The organism is Methylibium sp., assembly GCF_013817345.1.
Classification (GTDB): Bacteria; Pseudomonadota; Gammaproteobacteria; order Burkholderiales; family Burkholderiaceae_C; genus Methylibium.
On the sequence record NZ_JACDCW010000080.1, the window covers coordinates 1 to 18,693 of the forward strand.

Below are 18,693 nucleotides of genomic sequence, written 5' to 3' on the forward strand. Positions count from 1 at the left end.
TAGAGCCACACCAGCAGGCTGACCCAGCGGTAGGTGTAGAGCCGGCGCTTGAGCAGCCCGGCCAGCGGCACGGCCAGAGGCAGCACCTTGAAGGCCAGCATGCCGCTGCCGGTCGGTGCCAGCCACAACTCCCACAGCAAGCCGAGCACGATCAGCCCCAGCAGGCTGCTCACCGCCGCGGCCCGGGTGGCATCGATCGCGTTGTGCTCGTTCATCGGCTGGCATCATGCCGCATGACTGTGCACGACTCGATGCGACCGGGCTGGCGTGAACGCCTGGCCGACTTCGTTCACACCCTGCAGAGTTGGCCCTGGCTCGACACGCTCAAGACGCTGCGCCAGCGCTTCCGCGAAGACCGCCTGGGCCTGACCGCCAGCAGCCTCACCTTCACGACCACCATCGCGCTGGTGCCGCTGGCCACGGTCATGCTGGCCGTCTTCAGCGCCTTTCCGATGTTCAGCGAGTTCCGGGGGGCGGTGGAGACCTACTTCCTGCAGGCACTGATCCCTAATGGCATTGCCCGGCCGGTGCTCGAGGCGCTGACGCAGTTCGCCGTCAAGGCCAACCAGCTCGGCGGGGCGGGCCTGCTGGTGCTGCTCGTGACCGCCATTGCACTGATGCTCACCATCGACCGCACGCTGAACAACATCTGGCGCGTGCGCACGCCGCGGCCGATCGCGCAGCGGGTGCTGGTGTACTGGGCCGCAGCCACGCTCGGGCCGCTGCTGCTGGGCATGAGTCTGTCCGGCACCTCGTATGCGATCTCGGCGTCGCGAGGCATGGTCGGCACGCTGCCGCAAGGATTAAGCGTGCTGTTCAATGCACTGGAGTTCGGGCTCCTGGCCGGCGCCATGGCCGCGCTCTTTCACTACGTGCCCAACACCGAGGTGCGTTGGGTTCACGCCTGGGCCGGCGGCGTGTTCGTGGCGGCCGGTGTGGAAGTGGCGAAGTCGGTGCTGGCGTGGTACCTGGTGTCGGTGCCCAGCTATTCGGCGGTGTACGGCGCCTTCGCCACGGTGCCGATCTTCCTGATCTGGATCTACCTCGGCTGGGTCATCGTGCTGCTCGGTGCGGTGATCGCCGCCTATGCGCCGAGCCTGCAGATGCGCGTGGTGCGCCGGCCACTCACGGCCGGCCATCGCTTCTCGCTCGCCGTGCTGCTGCTGCGAGAGCTCGCGCAGGCGCGAACGCAAAGCCGGCATGGCGCGAGCCTGGACCAGCTCTCGCATCAGTTGCGCGCGGACCCCCTGCAGATCGAGCCGCTCCTCGAGACCTTTGTCGAGATCGACTGGGCCGCCCGCCTCGACGAAGAGGGTGACAAGCGCTACGTGCTGCTGCGCGAGCCGCAGAACACGCCTGCGCAGCCGCTGCTCGCCGCCCTGTTGCTGGAGCCGACGCCGGCCCTTCGCGGGTTCTGGAAGCGGGCGGCGTTCAGCGAGATGACGCTGCAGGAACTGATCGCCTGAGTCCCGGCCCGTTTGCGCGCCCGGGCGCAGGCGTGGAAAAACCAACCGGGCATGGGGCTTCCAGTCGTGGGGAACAGGTGCCTGCGGGCGGGCATTGTGGGCTATATTGAACTCGCCTTGCCTTAGGAGCTTGCCATGAAAGTCAGCGACATCCTAGTTGTGAAGGGCGGCACGCTCTTCACCGCCGAACCCGACCAGTTGCTGTCCGAGGCCGTGCGCGCCATGGCCGAGCGCGACATCGGCTCGCTCGTGGTCATGCAGCACGGCGAGCTCGTCGGCATGCTCACCTTCCGCGAGGTCATGCAGGCGATCGTCGGCAACGACGGCAGCCTGGGGGCCAGCACGGTGCGCAGCGTGATGGACGACGCGCCGCTCACCTGCACGCCCGAAACCGAGATCGACGAGGTCCGCCGCATGATGCTCGGCCGCCACGCGCGCTACATGCCGGTGATCACCCAGCGCATGCTGATGGGCGTGATCTCCTTCTACGACGTGGCCAAGGCCGTCGTGGAAGGGCAGGACTTCGAGAACCGCATGCTCAAGGCCTACATCCGCGACTGGCCGGTCGAGGATGAGCAGGCCGCGCAGCGGCCCCAATAAGGCGTTGCGGGGCGCTCGGCGCCGGCCGGCTCGAACCTGCAGGCGGCATGCACGGCTTGCAAGCTGGCAGTGGAGCCGCTGTCACAATGAGACTCGTCTCACGCCTCTTTGCGCACCATGTCCGGCAGCACCCTCGGTCACTTGTTTCGCGTCACCAATTTCGGCGAATCGCATGGACCTGCCATCGGTTGCGTGATCGACGGTTGCCCGCCCGGCATGGCGCTGTCTGAAGCCGACATCCAGCCCGAACTCGACCGCCGCCGCCCCGGCACTTCGCGCCACGTGACGCAGCGCAACGAAGCCGACGCGGTCGAAATCCTGTCTGGCGTGTACGAGGGCAAGACCACCGGCACGCCGATCTGCCTGCTGATCCGAAACACCGACCAGCGCAGCAAGGACTACAGCAGCATAGAAGAGTCCTTCCGCCCGGGCCACGCCGACTACACCTATTGGCACAAGTACGGCCTGCGCGATCCGCGCGGTGGCGGGCGCAGTTCGGCGCGGCTCACCGCGCCCATGGTCGGGGCCGGCGCGGTAGCGCGCAAATGGCTGGCGGAGCACCACGGCATCGCGTTTCGCGGCGGCATGGCTGCGCTCGGTGACATCGAGGTTGCGTTCGAGGGCTGGGAGCACGTGCAGCACAACCCGTTCTTCGCACCGAACGAGAGCCAGATCACGCAGCTCGAGGCCTACATGGATGCGCTGCGCAAGGCCGGCGATTCGGTGGGCGCTCGCATCGTCGTGGAAGCCAGTGGCGTGCCCGTGGGCTGGGGCGAACCGCTGTTCGACAAGCTCGACGCCGACGTGGCCCACGCGATGATGGGCCTCAATGCGGTCAAGGGCGTGGAGATCGGCAGCGGCTTCGCCAGCGTCGCCCACCGCGGCTCGATGCACGGCGACGAGCTCACCCCCGAGGGCTTTCTCACCAACCACGCGGGCGGCGTGCTGGGCGGCATCAGCACCGGGCAGGACCTCACGGTGTCGATCGCCATCAAGCCGACGAGCTCCATCCGCACGCCGCGCCGCTCGATCGATCTGCAAGGCCGGCCGGCGACGGTGGAAACGCACGGCCGCCACGACCCGTGCGTAGGCATTCGCGCCACGCCCATCGCCGAGGCGCTGCTGGCCCTGGTGCTGATGGACCATGCCCTGCGCAACCGGGCGCAGTGCAGCGACGTGCGCCAGGCGGTGGCGCCAATTGGCGCCAGAGCAACCGGCGGCTGAGCGACTGAGCCGGGGTCGCAACGGCGGCTCGACGGTGCGCACGCACACACAGCAAGCCCTTTGCCTGGACATGTCCCCGCAAGCGCGGGGCCGTGTGGAAGCCAGCCGCTGTGGGCTGGCCGATACTCCCGGACCGGCAACTCATTCTGCGGAGAACAAAAGATGAAGATCGCAGCAGCCTTGGCCGTCGTGGCCGCCTGTCTGACTGTGGGCTGCGCGACGCGGCCAGCTCCCGAACCGACAGCGCAGGTGGTTCGCACTCGCGCGCCGATCAACTACGAACAGACCATCACCAATTTCTACGATCTCACGATCGCTGGGCCGCAGAAAGGCCGTGAACTGGAATTCGGTGCGCCTGAGCGCGGCACGTGCTCGATGTCGTCTCGCAACCAAAGTGGACACCTCGGCTGGGTGGTGCCGGTTCAGTACAAGACCAAGGGGGCAGACAGCCGCGTGACGATTACCTCGCAGTTCTTTTGGTTCAGCGAGGAAACGATCAAGGGCGTGACTCGCCGCATGGAGCTGTGCCCGTAAGTCAGGCGAGCCGTCTCGACGGTAGAGAGCCGGTGCGGCGCGCGAGCCGCTCGAGCCAGCAAGCGGCTGGCCCGCTGGCTATTGCTTAGGCGCCGACGCCCCGCCCTTATCGAACTCCGGGCTGGAGTGATCGTTGTTCTGACCCGGCTTCGGCAGCTCGATCGAACTGCTGGTGGCTGCGGGGTCTGCAGGCGGCGGCGGCGCCTTCGGCACGTTTTCCATGCTGCCCGTCGGGGGCGGCGCCGATTGCGCAGGAACGACCGGAATCTCGGCTTCCTTTTCGCCGCATCCGGCGGCAACGAGCGTGAGTGCAACAACGATCGAGGCGGCGTATTTCATGGTGGAGTCTCCCGGAGTCGAATGAGTCGGCGCCTGCTGAAAGACAACCGGCGCCGGAGGAGCAGCGCCGACGCGTAACGAACACGCTGGCTTTGCGTCATATCCGGAAGCAATCGATGTGCCTGCGGTTGCCGGCGGCAGGTTGTGCCTTGCGCTGCGGCGGGAACAGAGTGATTCGTGTGGCACGGCGCACCGGTCATCGAAAAACACCGCTGCTTTTGCCGAGGCGGCGACGAAGCGTCCTTAAGATGGGGCGCAACCCGATCTTCTCGCGTTTGACCTGAACTCCCTTGCGAGCCCACTGTGGCGTCAATCGACCTCCAGGAGTTCAGGCGCACGCAAGCAGCGCTCGCGGCCAGCGAAGAGCGCCTGAACCGTGTGCTCAGGGGCGCGAACGACGGCTGGTGGGACTGGGACCTCGTTCGCAACGAGCTGTTCTATTCGCCGCGCTGGTGGTCCATGCTGGGCTACGCGCCCGACGAGTTGCCGAACGACGATGCGCTTTGGCGCCGCCTGCTGCATCCCGGCGACACGGACGAGGTGGAGCGCGTGTTCGGCGCCGCCTTGGCGAGCGCCCCCGACAACTACGAGGTGGAGTTCCGGTTGCAGCACAAGGCCGGCCACTACGTTCCGATCCTGTCTCGCGGGCATGTCCTGCGAGACGCCGAGGGCCGGCCGGTCGGTGTTTCGGGGACCAACACCGACATCACCGTTCGCAAGCAGGCCGAAGCCGCGCGCCGCGAGAGCGAGGCGAGTCAGAGCGCGCTTCTCGAATCGATGACCGACGGCGTGTTCGTGGCGCAGGACCGCCGTTTCGTGTTCGCCAATCCGTCGCTCGCGAAGATGCTGGGCTATACGCTCGAGGAGTTCATCGGCTCGGGCTTCGAGCGGGTGGTCGATCCGCAATTCCTGCAGATATGGACAGAACGCTTCGAGCAGCGCGTCGGCGCAAGCCACGCGCAGGACGAGCCGCTGCGCCACTACGAGGTTCGATTCCTCGCCCGGGACGGCAGCGCACTGTGGCTGGAATTGCGCGCCAGCCGCATCGCGTTCCTGGGCCGCCCGGGGGTGCTCGGCATCCTGCGCGACATCGGCGAGCGCAAGCGCGCCGAAGCCTCGCTGCAGGCCGCCCGCCAGTTCGCCCAGGCCACGCTCGACGGCCTGACGGCACACATCTGCGTGCTCGACGAGCACGGCGTGGTGCTGTCTTCCAACGCGGCGTGGCGCCGGTTCGGCGAGTCGAACGGCGCGCCGCCGGCGCGCGTGGGAGCGGGCGCCGACTACTTCGCCGCATGCGAAAGCGCGCAGGGTGACGGACGGGCCGACGCGCAGCGCTTCGCACACAGACTCAGAGAGGTGATCGACGGACGCCGCCCGCGCTTCGAGATGGCTTATCCCTGTGAGACGGCGGATGGGCGGCGCTGGTTCGTGGCCCACGTGACGCGTGGCTCCGACGCCGGCCCAGTGCGCGTCATCGTTGCGCACGAAGACATCACCGAGCAGATCGAGGCGGAGCACCGCATTGCCAACCTCAACCAGCGCCTCGCGATGGCGATCGAGGGAGCCGGCTACGGCGTGTGGGAGTTCGAGCTGAGCACGCACCGGATGCTCTGGGACGACCGCATGCTGGCGATCTACGGTCACACGCCCGAGAGCTTCGACAGTTCTCCCGAAGCCTGGCAGCGCTGCCTGTACCCGGACGACCGCGAGCGGGTCGATGCGCGCTTTGCCGACCTGCTGGAGGGGCGCCCGGTCGAGCACTTCCAGTTCCGCATCGTGCGCGCCAGTGACGGGCAGACACGCCACATCGAGGCCAACGGTTATCTGCAGCGCAGCAGCGGCGGTCAGGCGTACCGGCTGGTCGGCATGAACCGCGACATCACCGCCGACAAGGAGGCCGAGGCGGCGCTGCTCGAGAGCCAGGAACGCTGGAAGTTCGCCCTCGAAGGGGCTCGCGACGGCGTGTGGGACTGGAACATGGCGGCCGCCTCCGTGCTGTTCTCGCAGCGCTGCAGCGAGATGCTGGGCGACGCAGCGTTCAACTTGCGGCTGAGCGTTGCCGACTGGCGCGCGCGCATGCATCCCGACGATCTGCCCGCAGCAGACGCTGCGTTCGACGCCTACCGTGCCGGCGCGATGCCCACCTTCCGCTGCGAGCAGCGACTGCGGCACGCCGAGGGCCATTGGGTGTGGCTGCTGACGCGCGGCCTGATCGTCGGGCGCGATGCCGCCGGTGAGCCGCTGCGCATGGTCGGCACCTACACCGACCTCACCGAGCACAAGGCGGCCGAGGCGGCGCATGCCGCGCTGGAGGCACGGCTGCGGGAAACCCAGAAGATGGAAGCGATCGGCACCCTGGCGGGCGGGGTGGCGCACGACTTCAACAACGTGCTGGCCGGCATTCTGGGCAACGTGATGCTGGCTCGACAGGACCTGGAGGCGGGGCATCCGGCGCTGACGAGCCTGGAGCAGATCCACAAGGCCGGTCTGCGCGCGCGCAGCCTGGTGCAGCAGATCCTTGCCTTCAGCCGGCGCCAGCCACAGGCGCTGCTCGAGCAGCCGCTCGGCCCGCTGGTCGAGGAAACGCTGTCGCTGCTGCGCGCCACGTTGCCTGCCGCGGTGGTGCTGCAGGCGCGGCTCGCGCCGCAGCCACTGCACGTGCGGGCCGATGCTACGCAGATGCAGCAGGTGCTCATGAATCTTTGCACCAACGCGTGGCATGCACTGAAGGGCGGCATGGGACGCATCGAGGTCGGGATCGACCGGGCGGTGTTCGACAGCGCGTCCGCCTCGGCGGGGCTGGCGCCGGGGCACTATGCGCACCTCTGGGTGAGCGACGACGGCTGTGGCATCGATGCCGCGACCGGCGAGCGCATCTTCGAGCCATTTTTCACCACCAAGCCGGTCGGCCAGGGCACCGGGCTGGGTCTGGCCGTGGTACATGGCATCGTTACCGCGCACGGCGGCGCCATCACACTCGAGAGCCGCGTCAGCCAGGGCAGCAGCTTTCACCTGTACTTCCCCCTGGTCGAGCCGGAAATCGAAACCCTGCCGGATGGGCGGCGCGAGCGTGTGGCGGCCGGCGCCGGCGAGCACGTGCTCTACGTCGACGACGACGAGATCATGGTGCTCACCGTGGAGCGGCTGCTCCAGCGCGCGGGTTACCGGGTCAGCGGCTACCTCGATGCGCGCGAAGCGCTGGCGGCGCTGCGCGCACAGCCGCAGTCCTTCGACCTGGTGGTCACCGACTTCAGCATGCCGGTGCTGTCGGGCATCGACGTTGCACGCGAGGTCCGGCTGCTGCGCGCCGACCTGCCCGTGGTGATCAGCTCGGGCTACATCACCGACGAACTGCGCGCCGAAGCGGCACGGCTGGGCGTGAACCGGCTGCTGCACAAGGAACACACCGTCGAGGAACTCGATGCGCTGGTGCACCGCATTCTGGCGTCGCCGAAGGCGTGAATCCGGCAGCGCATTCGCAATGTTCAGCGCTGAACACCGAGCACTCAGCACTCAGCGCTCAGCATTCAGCACTCAGCACTCAGCACTCAGCACTCAGCACTCAGCACTCAGCACTCAGCACTCAGCACTCAGCACTCAGCACTCGACGATGTTCACGGCCAGGCCGCCGCGGGCCGTTTCCTTGTATTTGGTCTGCATGTCGGCGCCGGTCTCGCGCATGGTCTTGATGACCTGATCGAGGCTCACGTGGTGGCTGCCGTCGCCGCGCAGCGCCATGCGCGCGGCGTTGATGGCCTTGACCGAGGCGATGGCGTTGCGCTCGATGCAGGGAATCTGCACCAGCCCGCCGACCGGATCGCAGGTCAGGCCCAGGTGGTGCTCCATGCCGATCTCGGCCGCGTTCTCGGCCTGCTCCGGCGTGCCGCCCAGCACGGCGCACAGGGCGCCCGCCGCCATCGAGCAGGCCACGCCGACCTCGCCCTGGCAGCCGACTTCGGCGCCGCTGATCGAGGCGTTTTCCTTGTAGAGGATGGCGATGGCGCCGGCGGTGAGCAGGAAGTCGATGACGCCGCGCTCGGCCTTGGCGGCATCGCGCTCGACGAAGCGCGTGTAGTAGTGCAGCACAGCCGGCACGATGCCGGCCGCGCCGTTCGTCGGCGCCGTGACCACGCGCCCACCGGCGGCGTTCTCCTCGTTGACGGCGAGCGCGAACAGGTTGACCCAGTCGAGCACCTGCAGCGGGTCGGTTGCCTGCAGGCCGGCCTCGGCATTCAGATCGCGGTGCAGCTTCGCTGCCCGACGCCGCACCTTGAAGCCGCCGGGCAGCACGCCCTCGCTCTTCAGCCCTCGCTCCACGCAGGCCTGCATGACGCGCCAGATCTTCAGCAGGCCGGCGTCGATGTCGGCGTCCGCGGGGCCGAGCTCGGCGAGCGCGCGCTCGTTGCGGCGCACCACCTCGGCGATCGAGCAGTCGAGCCGCTTCGTCAACGACAGCAACTCGTCGCCGCTGCATATCGGGTGCGGCACCGGCGTGGTGTCGGGGCCGATCACCGGCTGGTGGCTGCCGTCGGGGGCGATCTCGTCGCCGATGACGAAGCCGCCGCCCACCGAGTAGTAGCTGCGCTCGGCCAGAAGGTCGCCGCTCGCATCGAAGGCAGCGAAGCGCATGCCGTTGGGGTGCAGCGGCAGGCTCTGGCGGCGCTTGAAGATTAGGTCACGCGGTTCGTCGAAGGCGATCTCGTGGCGGCCGAGCAGCGCCAAGCGCTTGTTTGCGCGCAGCGCTTCGAGCCGTGCTGGTGCGGCATCGACGTCGACCGTGTCGGGCTCCTCGCCGAGCAGGCCGAGCAGCACCGCCTTGTCCGAGCCGTGACCCTTGCCGGTGGCGCCGAGTGAGCCGTAGAGCTCGCAGACGACGCGCGCGGTCTGCCCTAACAGGCCCGCATTCTCCAGGCGCAGCGCGAACAGGCGCGCCGCACGCATCGGGCCGACGGTGTGCGAGCTCGACGGACCGATGCCGATCTTGAACAACTCGAAAACGGAGAGGGCCATGGGTTCTTCCTGCAATCAGGCAGCGCGGGCCGGGGCGCCGCTCATCAGGCAAGCTCCGCGCTACACGCTGCGGTACTGGTCTTGACAACGGCCCGGCGGCTCATGCGAGGCTCGCCTCGGCGGCGGTTGCGCCGGAGGGCTCGTCGGCGAGCACCGGGGCACAGCTGCAGAACAGGTTGCGGTCGCCGTGCACGTTGTCCACCCGGCCGACCGGCGCCCAGTACTTCTGCTTGCGCAGGGCGCGCAGCGGGAAGGCGGCCTCCTCTCGGCTGTAGGCATGCGGCCAGTCGGCGGCGAGCAGTGCTTCGGCGGTGTGTGGGGCCAGCTTCAGCGGGTTGCCCTCGCGCGGCCACTCGCCCGATTCCACCTTGGCCATCTCGGCGCGAATAGCGATCATCGCCTCGACGAAGCGGTCGAGCTCATGCAGCGATTCGCTCTCGGTCGGCTCGACCATCAAGGTGCCGGCGACCGGGAAGCTGAGCGTGGGCGCATGAAAGCCGTAGTCGATCAGCCGCTTGGCGACGTCTTCGGCGCTGACGCCGCTGGTCTCCTTGAGCGGCCTCAGGTCGAGGATGCATTCGTGCGCCACGCCGCCGCCCTTGACGCCGTCGATCTCGCCGCTGAAGTGGATGTCGTAGTGGTCGGCCAGCCGTGCGGCGATGTAGTTTGCGCTGAGGATGGCCGTCTCGGTCGCAAGCGTCAGGCCGTCCGTGCCCATCATGCGCATGTACATCCAACTGATGGGCAGCACCGCGGCGTTGCCCAGCGGCGCCGCCGACACGGCGCCCACGCTGGTTTCGAGGCCCACGCCGCCCGTGCGGTGCGCCGGCAGGAAAGGCACCAGGTCCGCCGCCACGCACACCGGCCCCACGCCGGGGCCGCCGCCGCCGTGCGGAATGCAGAAGGTCTTGTGCAGGTTGAGGTGGCTCACGTCGCCGCCGAACTCGCCGGGCGCCGCCACGCCCACCAGCGCGTTCATGTTGGCGCCGTCGACGTACACGCGACCGCCGTGGCGGTGCACCAGGGCGCACAGCTCCTTGATGTGGGTGTCGAACACGCCGTAGGTGGACGGATAGGTGATCATCACCGCGGCGAGGTTCGCGCTGTGCTGCTCGCACTTGGCCTGCAGATCGGCGAGATCCACGTTGCCTTCGTCGTCGCACTTCGTCACTACCGGCTTCAGGCCGGCGAGCTGTGCGCTGGCCGGGTTGGTGCCGTGCGCCGATTCGGGGATGAGGCAGATGTTGCGATGCGCCTGCCCGCGCGAGGCATGCCAGGCCTTGATGATCAGCAGGCCCGCGTATTCGCCCTGCGAGCCTGCATTGGGCTGCAGGCTGACGCCGCCGTAGCCGGTGGCCTGGCACAGCCAGTCGCGCAACTGCGCGTCCAGTTCGGAGTAGCCGGCCAGCTGATCGGCCGGCGCGAACGGGTGAATGTTCGCGAACTCCGGCCAGGTGATGGGCATCATCTCGCTGGTCGCGTTGAGCTTCATCGTGCATGAGCCGAGCGGGATCATCGTGCGGTCGAGCGCGAGGTCCTTGTCCGAGAGGCTGCGGATGTAGCGCAGCATCTCGGTCTCGCTGTGGTGGGTGTTGAACACGGGGTGCGCGAGGTAGGCGCTGTTGCGGCGCAGGCCCTCGGGCAGCAGCGGGGCGATGCCCTTGTCGAACTTGGCGAGCAGCGCCTGCAGGCTCTTGTCGACCGCTCGCTCGCGCGCCGCGGCACTGTCCTGACCGTGCGTCTCGCCGGAGCGCAGCACCGGCGAAGGCGCCATGCCCAGCGCCGTGGGAATCACGCGCCACAGCAGCAGCAGGTCGGGCTGCGTGGTGGTCTCGTCGAGGGTGATGCTCACCGAGGCAGCCGAGGCGCGCCGCAAGTTGATGCCAGCCTCGCGCGCGGCCTTCAGCACGGCGTCGGTGCGCACGCCGGTGGGCACCTCGATGGTGTCGAAGGCGTCCTCGTGGGCCAGCGTGCAGCCGAGGTGGTGCAGGCCCGCAGCGAGCACCGCGGTGTAGCTCGCGACCCGCTGTGCGATGCGCTTGAGGCCCTGCGGCCCGTGATAGACCGCGTACATGCTCGCGACCACCGCCGGCAGCACCTGCGCCGTGCAGATGTTGGAAGTGGCCTTCTCGCGGCGGATGTGCTGCTCGCGCGTCTGCAGCGCCAAGCGCAGTGCAGGGGCACCGTGCGCATCGACGCTCACTCCCACCAGCCGGCCCGGCAGCGAGCGCTTGAACTCGTCGCGGCAGGCCATGTACGCAGCGTGCGGACCGCCGGCGCCCATCGGCATGCCGAAGCGCTGGGTCGTGCCGACGGCGATGTCGGCGCCCATCTCGCCGGGCGGCGTGATGAGGGTGAGCGCCAGCAGGTCGGCGGCCACGATGGCCAGCGCGCCTTTGGCGTGCAGTTCCTCGATGAGTGGCGCGAGGTCGCGCACCCGGCCGTTCAGGCCCGGGTACTGGAACACTGCGGCGAAGTGCTCGCCTTCGGCAGCAGCCTCGGCCGGGCCGACCGCGACCGTGTAGCCGAGCGGCGCGGCGCGGGTGCGCACCACTTCGAGCGTCTGCGGCAGCACATCGTCGGCCACGAAGAGGCTCGTGCTCCTGCTTTTGCCGACACGCGCGGCGAGGAGCATCGCCTCGGCCGCCGCGGTGGCCTCGTCGAGCATGGACGCGTTGGCAATGGGCAGGCCGCTCAGGTCCGCGACCATGGTCTGGAAGTTGAGCAGGGCTTCGAGCCGGCCCTGCGAAATCTCGGCCTGATAGGGCGTGTAGGCCGTGTACCAGGCCGGGTTCTCGAGCACGTTGCGCAGGATCACGCCGGGCGTGTGCGTGCCGTGATAGCCCTGGCCGATGAAGCTCTTGAGCACGCGGTTCTTCGCGGCGATGGCCTTCAGTTCCGCCAGCGCCTGCGCCTCGCCCGCGACGGGCGGCAGCGCCATCGGCGCGGCGCGCAAGATGCTGCGCGGCACGATCGCATCGATGAGCGCGCGTCGGGTGAAGCCCGGCGCCCCCGTGCCGATGGCGGCAAGCATGCGGCGCTCGTCGTCGGCATCGATGCCGATGTGGCGGGCGACGAATTCGTCGGCGTTCTCGAGTTCGGTCAGCGACCGGTAGGCAGACATCAGCATGAAAGAAGATCCTCGGCTTCGAGCCCGCGGTGGCGGGCGCATCGGTCGGACGGTGCGCCCCCTCGTGAGGCACTCGCACCGCTGCGAAAAACGCGACTCAGCTGTCCTCGACGAGCTGGTCGTAGGCGGGTGCGTCCATGAGCTGGTCGAACTCGGTCATGTCGGAGACCTTGACCTTGAAGAACCAGCCCTGGCCGAGCGGGTCGGTGTTGGCCAGCGCGGGCTCGGCGCGCAGCGCCTCGTTGACCTCGACCACTTCGCCGCTCACCGGCATGTAGAGATCGGCCGCAGCCTTGACGGACTCGACCACGCCGGCCACGTCGCCCATCGCGAAGCTGCTGCCCACCGCCGGCAGATCGACGAAGACAACGTCGCCCAGCGCGTCCTGCGCGTGCTGCGTGATGCCGACGACGGCGGCATCGTGATCTTCGATGTTGACCCACTCGTGATCGGTCGTGTACTTGGTCGTCATGGCTTTCCTCTTGTCGGTGGTTGCGAAGGGGGAACGGGTGATCGGTGGAACGGCGGCGAGCCGGGCTGCGCGGCAAGTCCTTGTAGATGCCGGCGCTGGCGAGTCGGCGGACTCAGCTTCGCTTGTAGCGGTGCGGCGCGAAGGGCAGGGCGGTCACGCGCATCGGCAGGGGCTTGCCGCGCACCAGCGCGAACACCTCGTGCGCGACGGCGCAGTGGTTGCTGGCCAAATAGGCCATGGCAATGGGCTTGCCCGTGCTCGGGCCGATGGTGCCGCTGGTCACATGGCCGAGCCGGTGGCCGTGGCTGTCGACGATCTCCGCGTCCTCGCGCACCGGCACGCGTTCCAGGCCGACGAGGCCGACACGTTTGTTGCAGGTGCCGGTGGCGAACTGCGCGGCGATGACGTCGGCGCCCGGGTAGCCGCCGGCGCGAGCGCCGCCCGGCCGGCGCACCTTCTGGATGGCCCAGCCGAGCCCGGCCTCGATCGGGGTGGTGGTGGCATGGATGTCGTGGCCGTACAGGCACAGGCCCGCTTCCAGCCGCAGTGTGTCGCGCGCGCCCAGGCCGGCGGGCTCCACTTCCGGCTGACTCAGCAGCGCGCGCGCCAGCGCCTCGGCGGACTCGGCGGGAACGGAGATCTCGAAGCCGTCTTCGCCGGTGTAGCCCGAGCGGGTGAGGTAGCAGGGGATGCCGGCCAGCTCGAATGCGCCGCCGGTCATGAAGCTGAGCTCGGCCACGCCGGGTGCGAGGCGGGCCAGGGCTGTCGCCGCCTGCGGACCCTGCAGCGCGAGCAGCGCGCGCTCCGGCAGCGCCTGCACGCGGCAGCGATGGCCGATGTGGGTGAGGAGGTGGGCGAGGTCGGCCTCCTTGCCGGCCGCATTCACGATCAGCAGCAGATCGCCCAGGCCGGCCGCTGCCTGCGGCCGCGTGATCATCAGGTCGTCGAGCAGGCCGCCGCTGCTGTTCGTGAAGAAGCCGTAGCGCTGCTTGCCCTCGGTCAGGCCGATCACGTCGACCGGCACCAGGGATTCGAGCGCACGCGCCGCCTCCGGGCCGTCGAGCCGGATCTGGCCCATGTGCGAAACGTCGAACAGCACGGCCGCGGCGCGGCAATGGCGGTGTTCGCCGAGGATGCCGCGGGGATAGCTCACCGGCATGTCGTAGCCGGCGAACGGCACCATCTTCGCGCCGAGCTGGAGGTGCAGCGCATGCAGCGGCGTCTTGTGCAGGGCCGCGGTATTGGCGTTGGACATGGAATGACTTTCGAGGGCGTTGATGGAGCCACCGCAAAAACGGTGGAGCCTGCCCTCGCTGTCCTGGGTACCTGAGAGATTCGGCTCGCCGGTCGCGATGGTGTCGCGGCGGCGGGGCTTGCCCCTTCGGTGAGCCGCCTCGGGGGCGGCCTCTCTCCAGTGAGGTAATGCGTCAGTCCTTTTGCCTGAGCGTTCGAGGGCTTGCCTCTGCGCCTTCGGCGGTTCCGCGCGGGAACTCTCTCCTGACGCCGCGAGTTTAGCAGTGGGGCGCCGCGGCAAGGCGTGAAGGAAGCGGCAGCCCCCCAAGAACCGAATGGGCATGCGGTTGCCGCGAACGGCCTATGACGTGGCGGCGGCATGCCGAAAGCAGGGCTGCGCGCTCGTCAACGCGGGCAGCGAGGTGTCGGGCGCGGTGGTGCCGCTGCAGGGCATGTGCGCATGCCTCCAAACACGCCGTTCCCGCAGCACGCTCGGAACGACACCAACAAGGAACCCAGGCTGCCCTCGCTGACGATCGATCCCGGCAGGTCGCCAAGCCCATCCTGTTGACGTAGACCAACAGGGCGTCTAAGTTGTGTCATCAAAGGAACAAGTTTGGAGGCCTTCTGGGGGACATAAGGGTGGCCCAAAGGAGATTGAAATGGCAGGCATGTTGCAAGGAAAAATTGCTCTGGTGACCGGTGGAAGTACGGGCATCGGCAAGGCCGCGTCGTTGGTCTTTGCCAGAGAAGGAGCCGCGGTGGTCGTTTCGGATATCAACGTCGACGGCGGTGAAGAGACTGCGCGCACGATCCGGGATTCCGGTGGCCAGGCCATCTTTTTCAAAGCCGATGTCTCCAGACGAACCGATGTCGAGACGCTGATCAGCAGAGGCGTCGAGGCCTATGGCCGCCTGGACTGCGCATTCAACAACGCAGGAGTCGCCGGGACTATCGGAGCCTCCACACACGAATACCCTGACGAAAGCTGGGACCGGGTCATCGGCATCAATCTCAAGGGGGTGTGGTTGTGCATGAAGCACGAGATACCGCAGATGCTCAAGCAGGGAGGTGGAGCCATCGTCAACACCGCGTCGATCTGGGGATTGGTGGGCGCTCCGGGCGCATCGGCCTATGTGGCCAGCAAACACGGGGTGGTCGGGCTGACCCGCGCAGCCGCGTTGGAGTACGCGCCCCAGGGCATCCGAATCAACGCGGTGAACCCGGGCACCATACGCACCCCGATCCTGGACCCGTTCATTCTCGCGACCCCCGAGTTCGAGTCGATGATGACGGCACGCCATCCGATAGGGCGGATCGGGATGCCTGACGAAGTTGCCGAGGCCGTGGTGTGGCTATGCTCCGATGCAGCGTCGTTTGTCGTTGGCCAGAATCTGCCTGTGGACGGCGGCTACACCACACAGTAAATGTCGGCCTATGCAAGACTCGGCCTAGGGCGACCTGATCAAGCCACCGCATTTCGCCTTTGCTCCAAAGCCCGGCGCGGGCCGGCAGCCCCGCAGCTGGCAGTCAGCTCCCCGACGGCCGCGCGAGCCGCTTGACCAGGCTGGCGCTGGTCAGCAGTTCGAGTTGCGCCTCGAGCCGGATCACGCGCTCGGTGAGGTTCTCGATCTTGAGCTGCTGCGTCTGGATGGCTTCGCTCTGTCGCACCACGCGGTCTTCGAGCTTGATCACCGAACTCAGGGCGCCCCAGACCCGGTCGGTCACGCTCATCAGGCGACCTTGCGCGCGCGGGCAGCCGCAGCGCGGGGTGCCGGCTTCGAGCCGCCGGCGCGGCGCTCCATCGCGTTGATGCGCTCGTTGCTCGCGGCGATGAAGGCCAGCGAGTCGTCAATGGCGGCGCCAGCGCGATCGGTCGCGGCCCTGGCCGCATCGGCCAGCGCGCCGAGTTCGTCGTCGGCTTGCTGCGACTCGTAGGCGACGGCGCCGCGGCGCATCAGCTCGGAGATCGGCAGGCCGAGCTTTTTGGCCTTGGCCGCGATGGCCGATTTTTCCTGGGGCGTCGCCTGGACGACGATGCGCAAGGTGGCTGCTGAACTCATGGCGTGGTGCTCCTGGGAGATCGGTCCGGCTCGGGTATGTACAGTCTATGTACATCGGGATCGCTGTCAAGCCCAGGGTCTTCGACGTCCAGGGTGGGCGCCTGCAGATAGAGCCGGGCCAGCAGCTCGGCGCTGGCCTCGGCCAGCAGCGTGCGCAGTGCCTTGCGCAGCGGCGCCGAGGCAGTCGCTGCCGAGCCAGCACTGCTGCGCTCGGCCCATAGCGCGTGCAGTGCTTCGGTGTGTGTTTCGAGCACGGCATTCACGCTGTCCGACCAGAAATCCGGGTGCTCGGCGGCCGCCCATTCGCCGCGGCCCCGGCCGTAATGCGCCACCGCCAGATAGCCGAGCAGGGCCGAGCGCGCCAGCTCGTCGAGCACCGTGTCCGACCAGGCCAGCGACGGCGTGTCGCCCCGCAGCAGGTTGACGCCGCGCGCCAGCCCGGCTGCGCCCAGTGCGCCGAGCACGCCGCCGGCCAGCAAGCCGCCGCCGAGCGTCATGCCGGCGCTCGCGATGTCGGCCTTCAGACCCGCCAGGGCTCCGGTGAGCACCCCGCCCCACACTGCCGCCTTGCCTTCGCTGAGCGGCTGATGCACCGCGTAGTGTTCGGCCAGGCGCGTGAGCACCACGTCGGTGGCATGGCCGTCGAGGCCGTGCAGCCGGATGAGCTGGTCGGTCGAGCGGCGGATATCGGCATCGAGCCGCTCCGCCAGCGATCGCATGGCCAACTCGCGCGGCGTCGCAGCCCCTTCGCGGCGCAAGCCGAGTGCAGCGCCAGCCTCCTTGAGTTTGCCGCTCCAGCCCGATTCGCGCACCGGCTCGCGGTCGAGCGCGGCGCGCGCCAGCCGCTCGGCCAGAACGTCCATCGCAGCCTGCCAGGTCGCTTGGCCGCGCCCCCGCCAGGCCTCTCGCAACGGCGCAAACCGCGCCTGCCGCTCCAACGGCAGCGCGGCGGCGACGGCGTCGAGCAGCCGGCCCTCCTGCACCCAGCAGCGCGCGAATGCATCGAGCGCCAGCACTTCTCGCACACAGGCCGCACCGCCCGCTCGTTCGCGCCAGCGGCGCACTTCGAGCGCTTCCTCGCCCGGTCGCTGCGGCGGGCCGAGCTGGTTGAGCAGCACGACGACCGGTTTGCCGATCAGGTCGAGCACCTGCAGCTCGGCATCGAGGTAGCCGGCGTCCTCGGGCGCCTCGGAGGCGTTGACGAGGTAGAGCACCACGTCCGCCTCTTCGAGCACGTTGCGCACCGCGCGCTGCGCCGACCAGAAGGCGCGGTCGCGGAAGCGGTCCCAGACTTCGCCGAGAAACCAGCCGATCGGGTTGCCCGACTGCGCCAGCCGCTTCGCCAGGCGCACGCTGTCGCCGAAGCCGGGCGTGTCCCACAGCTCGAGCCGCTCGCCGCCGGGTGCTTCGATCAGGGTGTGGCGTTCGGCCTCGAGCGTGACGTGGGCTTCGTCGCGCACCTCGCCGATGTCGTGCTGAAGCAGAGTGCGCGCCAGGGTCGTCTTGCCGACGTTGGTGTGCGAGACCAGGCTCAGCGCGACGGTGTGCGCATTCATGTGCGCCGCTCCTTGTCGCTCGCCGCCAGCGCTTCCTGCAGCGGCGCACCGGCGGCGTCCAGGTCGGGATGGGCGAGATCGACGAACAGCGCAGCCAGGCCCAGATCGGCGAGCATCTTGTGCCAGGTGCTGCGGCGCTGGGCCAGCCGCTGGGGCGCATCGGTGGCGCTGTAGCGGCGGCGCAAGCCCGACTCGTCGACCAGCACCAGCCGCAGATGCGCTCCGTTCGGCCGTGCGCGCAGCGTCTGCAGAAAAACGCCGTGGGTGTCGCGCTGCGGGGTGGCGCTGAGGGCGAAGAGGGGCAGCAGCAGATCGGGCGGATGGCGCTCGGCCGTGGTGGGCGGCGGCTCGGGGTCCATGTCGTCTTCGCCGCCCCAGGGCAGCGCATCGGCCAGGCGCAGCTCGACGCCTTCGCCCAGGCTGTGGGTCAGCAGCGCCGCGAGTCCGCGCGCGTTTTCGGGTGGCAGGTGGTAGCTGTAGGGAAGCACCTGCACCGCCAGGCCCTCGCCGCTGTGCTTGCGCATGAGGCGAAGGAAATAGGGCGTGTCTAGCGACAGCGGAAAGTGCTCGGCCAGATGGTGGGCGCGCCAGGCGGCCCAGCCCGCCAGCAGCGCGCGCGGCAGCAGCACGAAAAGACCCACGCTCACGGCGATCAGGTGTATCCAGCGTGCCGCATTCTCATCGCCGCCGGCCGAAAAGCGCAGCCCGACCAATTGCTCGACGTTGGGCAGCACCTGCCCGGTGAGCTGCAAGGCCGGCCAGAGCGCCACGGACAGGATCCCGTGAACCTGTTCGACCGACAGGAAGGTGCTGTCCCAGCCGGCGCGGTATTCGAAGGCCAGGCCACGGAGGTAGAGCGAAGCCAGTGCGCCGATCGCGATCGCCAGGGCGGCGCCGTGCAGCATGCAGGCCACGCGCTGGGTGTGCAGCGGGCTGCCCAGCACTGCCCAATCACGCGCGAACGCGGCCAGTGCAGGCAGCTTGCGGCGCCGGGCAACGCGGCGGGCCAGCGCGTGCGTCCAGCCGGCGACTGCGCGCTGCGCGGGGCCGGCGGACGGTGTCGTGC

At 68.7% G+C, this 18,693-nt stretch carries 16 protein-coding genes and 1 riboswitch; of the genes, 6 read left to right on the forward strand and 10 right to left on the reverse strand.

Annotated features, from left to right (window positions below; translation table 11 throughout):
* Positions 1–215: DUF2069 domain-containing protein (locus tag H0W40_RS14405; protein WP_292447376.1), on the reverse strand; the 215-nt coding region annotated here is incomplete at its 3' end.
* Positions 216–233: 18 nt separating this feature from the next.
* Here H0W40_RS14405 and H0W40_RS14410 point away from each other — a divergent pair.
* The 4 genes from H0W40_RS14410 (at position 234) to H0W40_RS14425 (ending at position 3,824) form a co-directional block, all read left to right on the forward strand.
* The gene (locus tag H0W40_RS14410) at positions 234–1,466 is read left to right on the forward strand and encodes a YihY family inner membrane protein (protein ID WP_292447379.1); all 1,233 of its coding nucleotides are present in this window, start codon (positions 234–236) and stop codon (positions 1,464–1,466) included.
* 135 nt (positions 1,467–1,601) lie between these two features.
* Entirely contained in the window at positions 1,602–2,066 is a 465-nt protein-coding gene (locus H0W40_RS14415) for a CBS domain-containing protein (protein WP_292447381.1), read from the forward strand.
* 117 nt (positions 2,067–2,183) lie between these two features.
* The gene (gene aroC / locus H0W40_RS14420; protein ID WP_292447382.1) at positions 2,184–3,290 is read left to right on the forward strand and encodes a chorismate synthase; all 1,107 of its coding nucleotides are present in this window, start codon (positions 2,184–2,186) and stop codon (positions 3,288–3,290) included.
* 162 nt (positions 3,291–3,452) lie between these two features.
* On the forward strand, positions 3,453–3,824 hold the full coding sequence (locus tag H0W40_RS14425) for a hypothetical protein (RefSeq protein WP_292447384.1): 372 nt from the start codon (positions 3,453–3,455) through the stop codon (positions 3,822–3,824).
* 78 nt (positions 3,825–3,902) lie between these two features.
* Here H0W40_RS14425 and H0W40_RS14430 read toward each other — a convergent pair whose 3' ends face one another.
* A complete protein-coding gene (locus H0W40_RS14430) occupies positions 3,903–4,163 on the reverse strand; it encodes a hypothetical protein (RefSeq protein ID WP_292447386.1) in 261 nt (86 codons plus the stop codon).
* Between the two features lie 303 nt (positions 4,164–4,466).
* On the opposite strand from H0W40_RS14430, the gene H0W40_RS14435 reads away from it, so the two are divergent.
* Complete coding sequence (locus tag H0W40_RS14435) at positions 4,467–7,625, forward strand: PAS domain-containing protein (RefSeq protein ID WP_292447387.1); 3,159 nt, start codon at positions 4,467–4,469, stop codon at positions 7,623–7,625.
* A 135-nt stretch (positions 7,626–7,760) separates the two neighbouring features.
* Here the strand turns inward: H0W40_RS14435 and H0W40_RS14440 are convergent, their stop codons facing one another.
* From H0W40_RS14440 to gcvT, 4 genes are all read right to left on the reverse strand, one after another.
* Positions 7,761–9,173 carry an L-serine ammonia-lyase gene (locus H0W40_RS14440; RefSeq protein WP_292447389.1) on the reverse strand — a complete coding sequence of 471 codons (1,413 nt, stop codon included), beginning with the start codon at positions 9,171–9,173 and terminating at the stop codon, positions 7,761–7,763.
* Between the two features lie 100 nt (positions 9,174–9,273).
* Positions 9,274–12,303: an aminomethyl-transferring glycine dehydrogenase gene (gene gcvP, locus H0W40_RS14445; protein WP_292447390.1), complete on the reverse strand. Its 3,030-nt coding sequence runs from the start codon at positions 12,301–12,303 to the stop codon at positions 9,274–9,276.
* A gap of 97 nt (positions 12,304–12,400) precedes the next feature.
* Positions 12,401–12,775, reverse strand: a complete 375-nt coding sequence (gcvH, locus tag H0W40_RS14450; RefSeq protein ID WP_292447391.1) for a glycine cleavage system protein GcvH — start codon at positions 12,773–12,775, stop codon at positions 12,401–12,403.
* Positions 12,776–12,887: 112 nt separating this feature from the next.
* Complete coding sequence (gene gcvT / locus H0W40_RS14455) at positions 12,888–14,030, reverse strand: glycine cleavage system aminomethyltransferase GcvT (protein ID WP_292447393.1); 1,143 nt, start codon at positions 14,028–14,030, stop codon at positions 12,888–12,890.
* 163 nt (positions 14,031–14,193) lie between these two features.
* Positions 14,194–14,285: riboswitch (glycine riboswitch) on the reverse strand.
* 385 nt (positions 14,286–14,670) lie between these two features.
* On the opposite strand from gcvT, the gene H0W40_RS14460 reads away from it, so the two are divergent.
* On the forward strand, positions 14,671–15,435 hold the full coding sequence (locus H0W40_RS14460) for an SDR family oxidoreductase (RefSeq protein ID WP_367153822.1): 765 nt from the start codon (positions 14,671–14,673) through the stop codon (positions 15,433–15,435).
* 103 nt (positions 15,436–15,538) lie between these two features.
* On the opposite strand, the gene H0W40_RS14465 is transcribed toward H0W40_RS14460, so the two are convergent.
* The 4 genes from H0W40_RS14465 to H0W40_RS14480 form a co-directional block, all read right to left on the reverse strand.
* The gene (locus H0W40_RS14465; RefSeq protein ID WP_292447396.1) at positions 15,539–15,742 is read right to left on the reverse strand and encodes a hypothetical protein; all 204 of its coding nucleotides are present in this window, start codon (positions 15,740–15,742) and stop codon (positions 15,539–15,541) included.
* Positions 15,742–16,071, reverse strand: coding sequence for a hypothetical protein (locus H0W40_RS14470; protein ID WP_292447399.1), 330 nt, complete (start codon positions 16,069–16,071; stop codon positions 15,742–15,744). The genes H0W40_RS14465 and H0W40_RS14470 overlap by 1 nt, the downstream gene beginning before the upstream one ends.
* Positions 16,068–17,627, reverse strand: coding sequence for a GTPase domain-containing protein (locus H0W40_RS14475; protein ID WP_292447400.1), 1,560 nt, complete (start codon positions 17,625–17,627; stop codon positions 16,068–16,070). Before H0W40_RS14475 ends, H0W40_RS14470 begins: the two co-directional genes overlap by 4 nt.
* The coding region (locus H0W40_RS14480) for a DUF2868 domain-containing protein (protein WP_292447403.1) at positions 17,624–18,693 on the reverse strand (1,070 nt) is incomplete at its 5' end. The genes H0W40_RS14480 and H0W40_RS14475, both read right to left, overlap by 4 nt.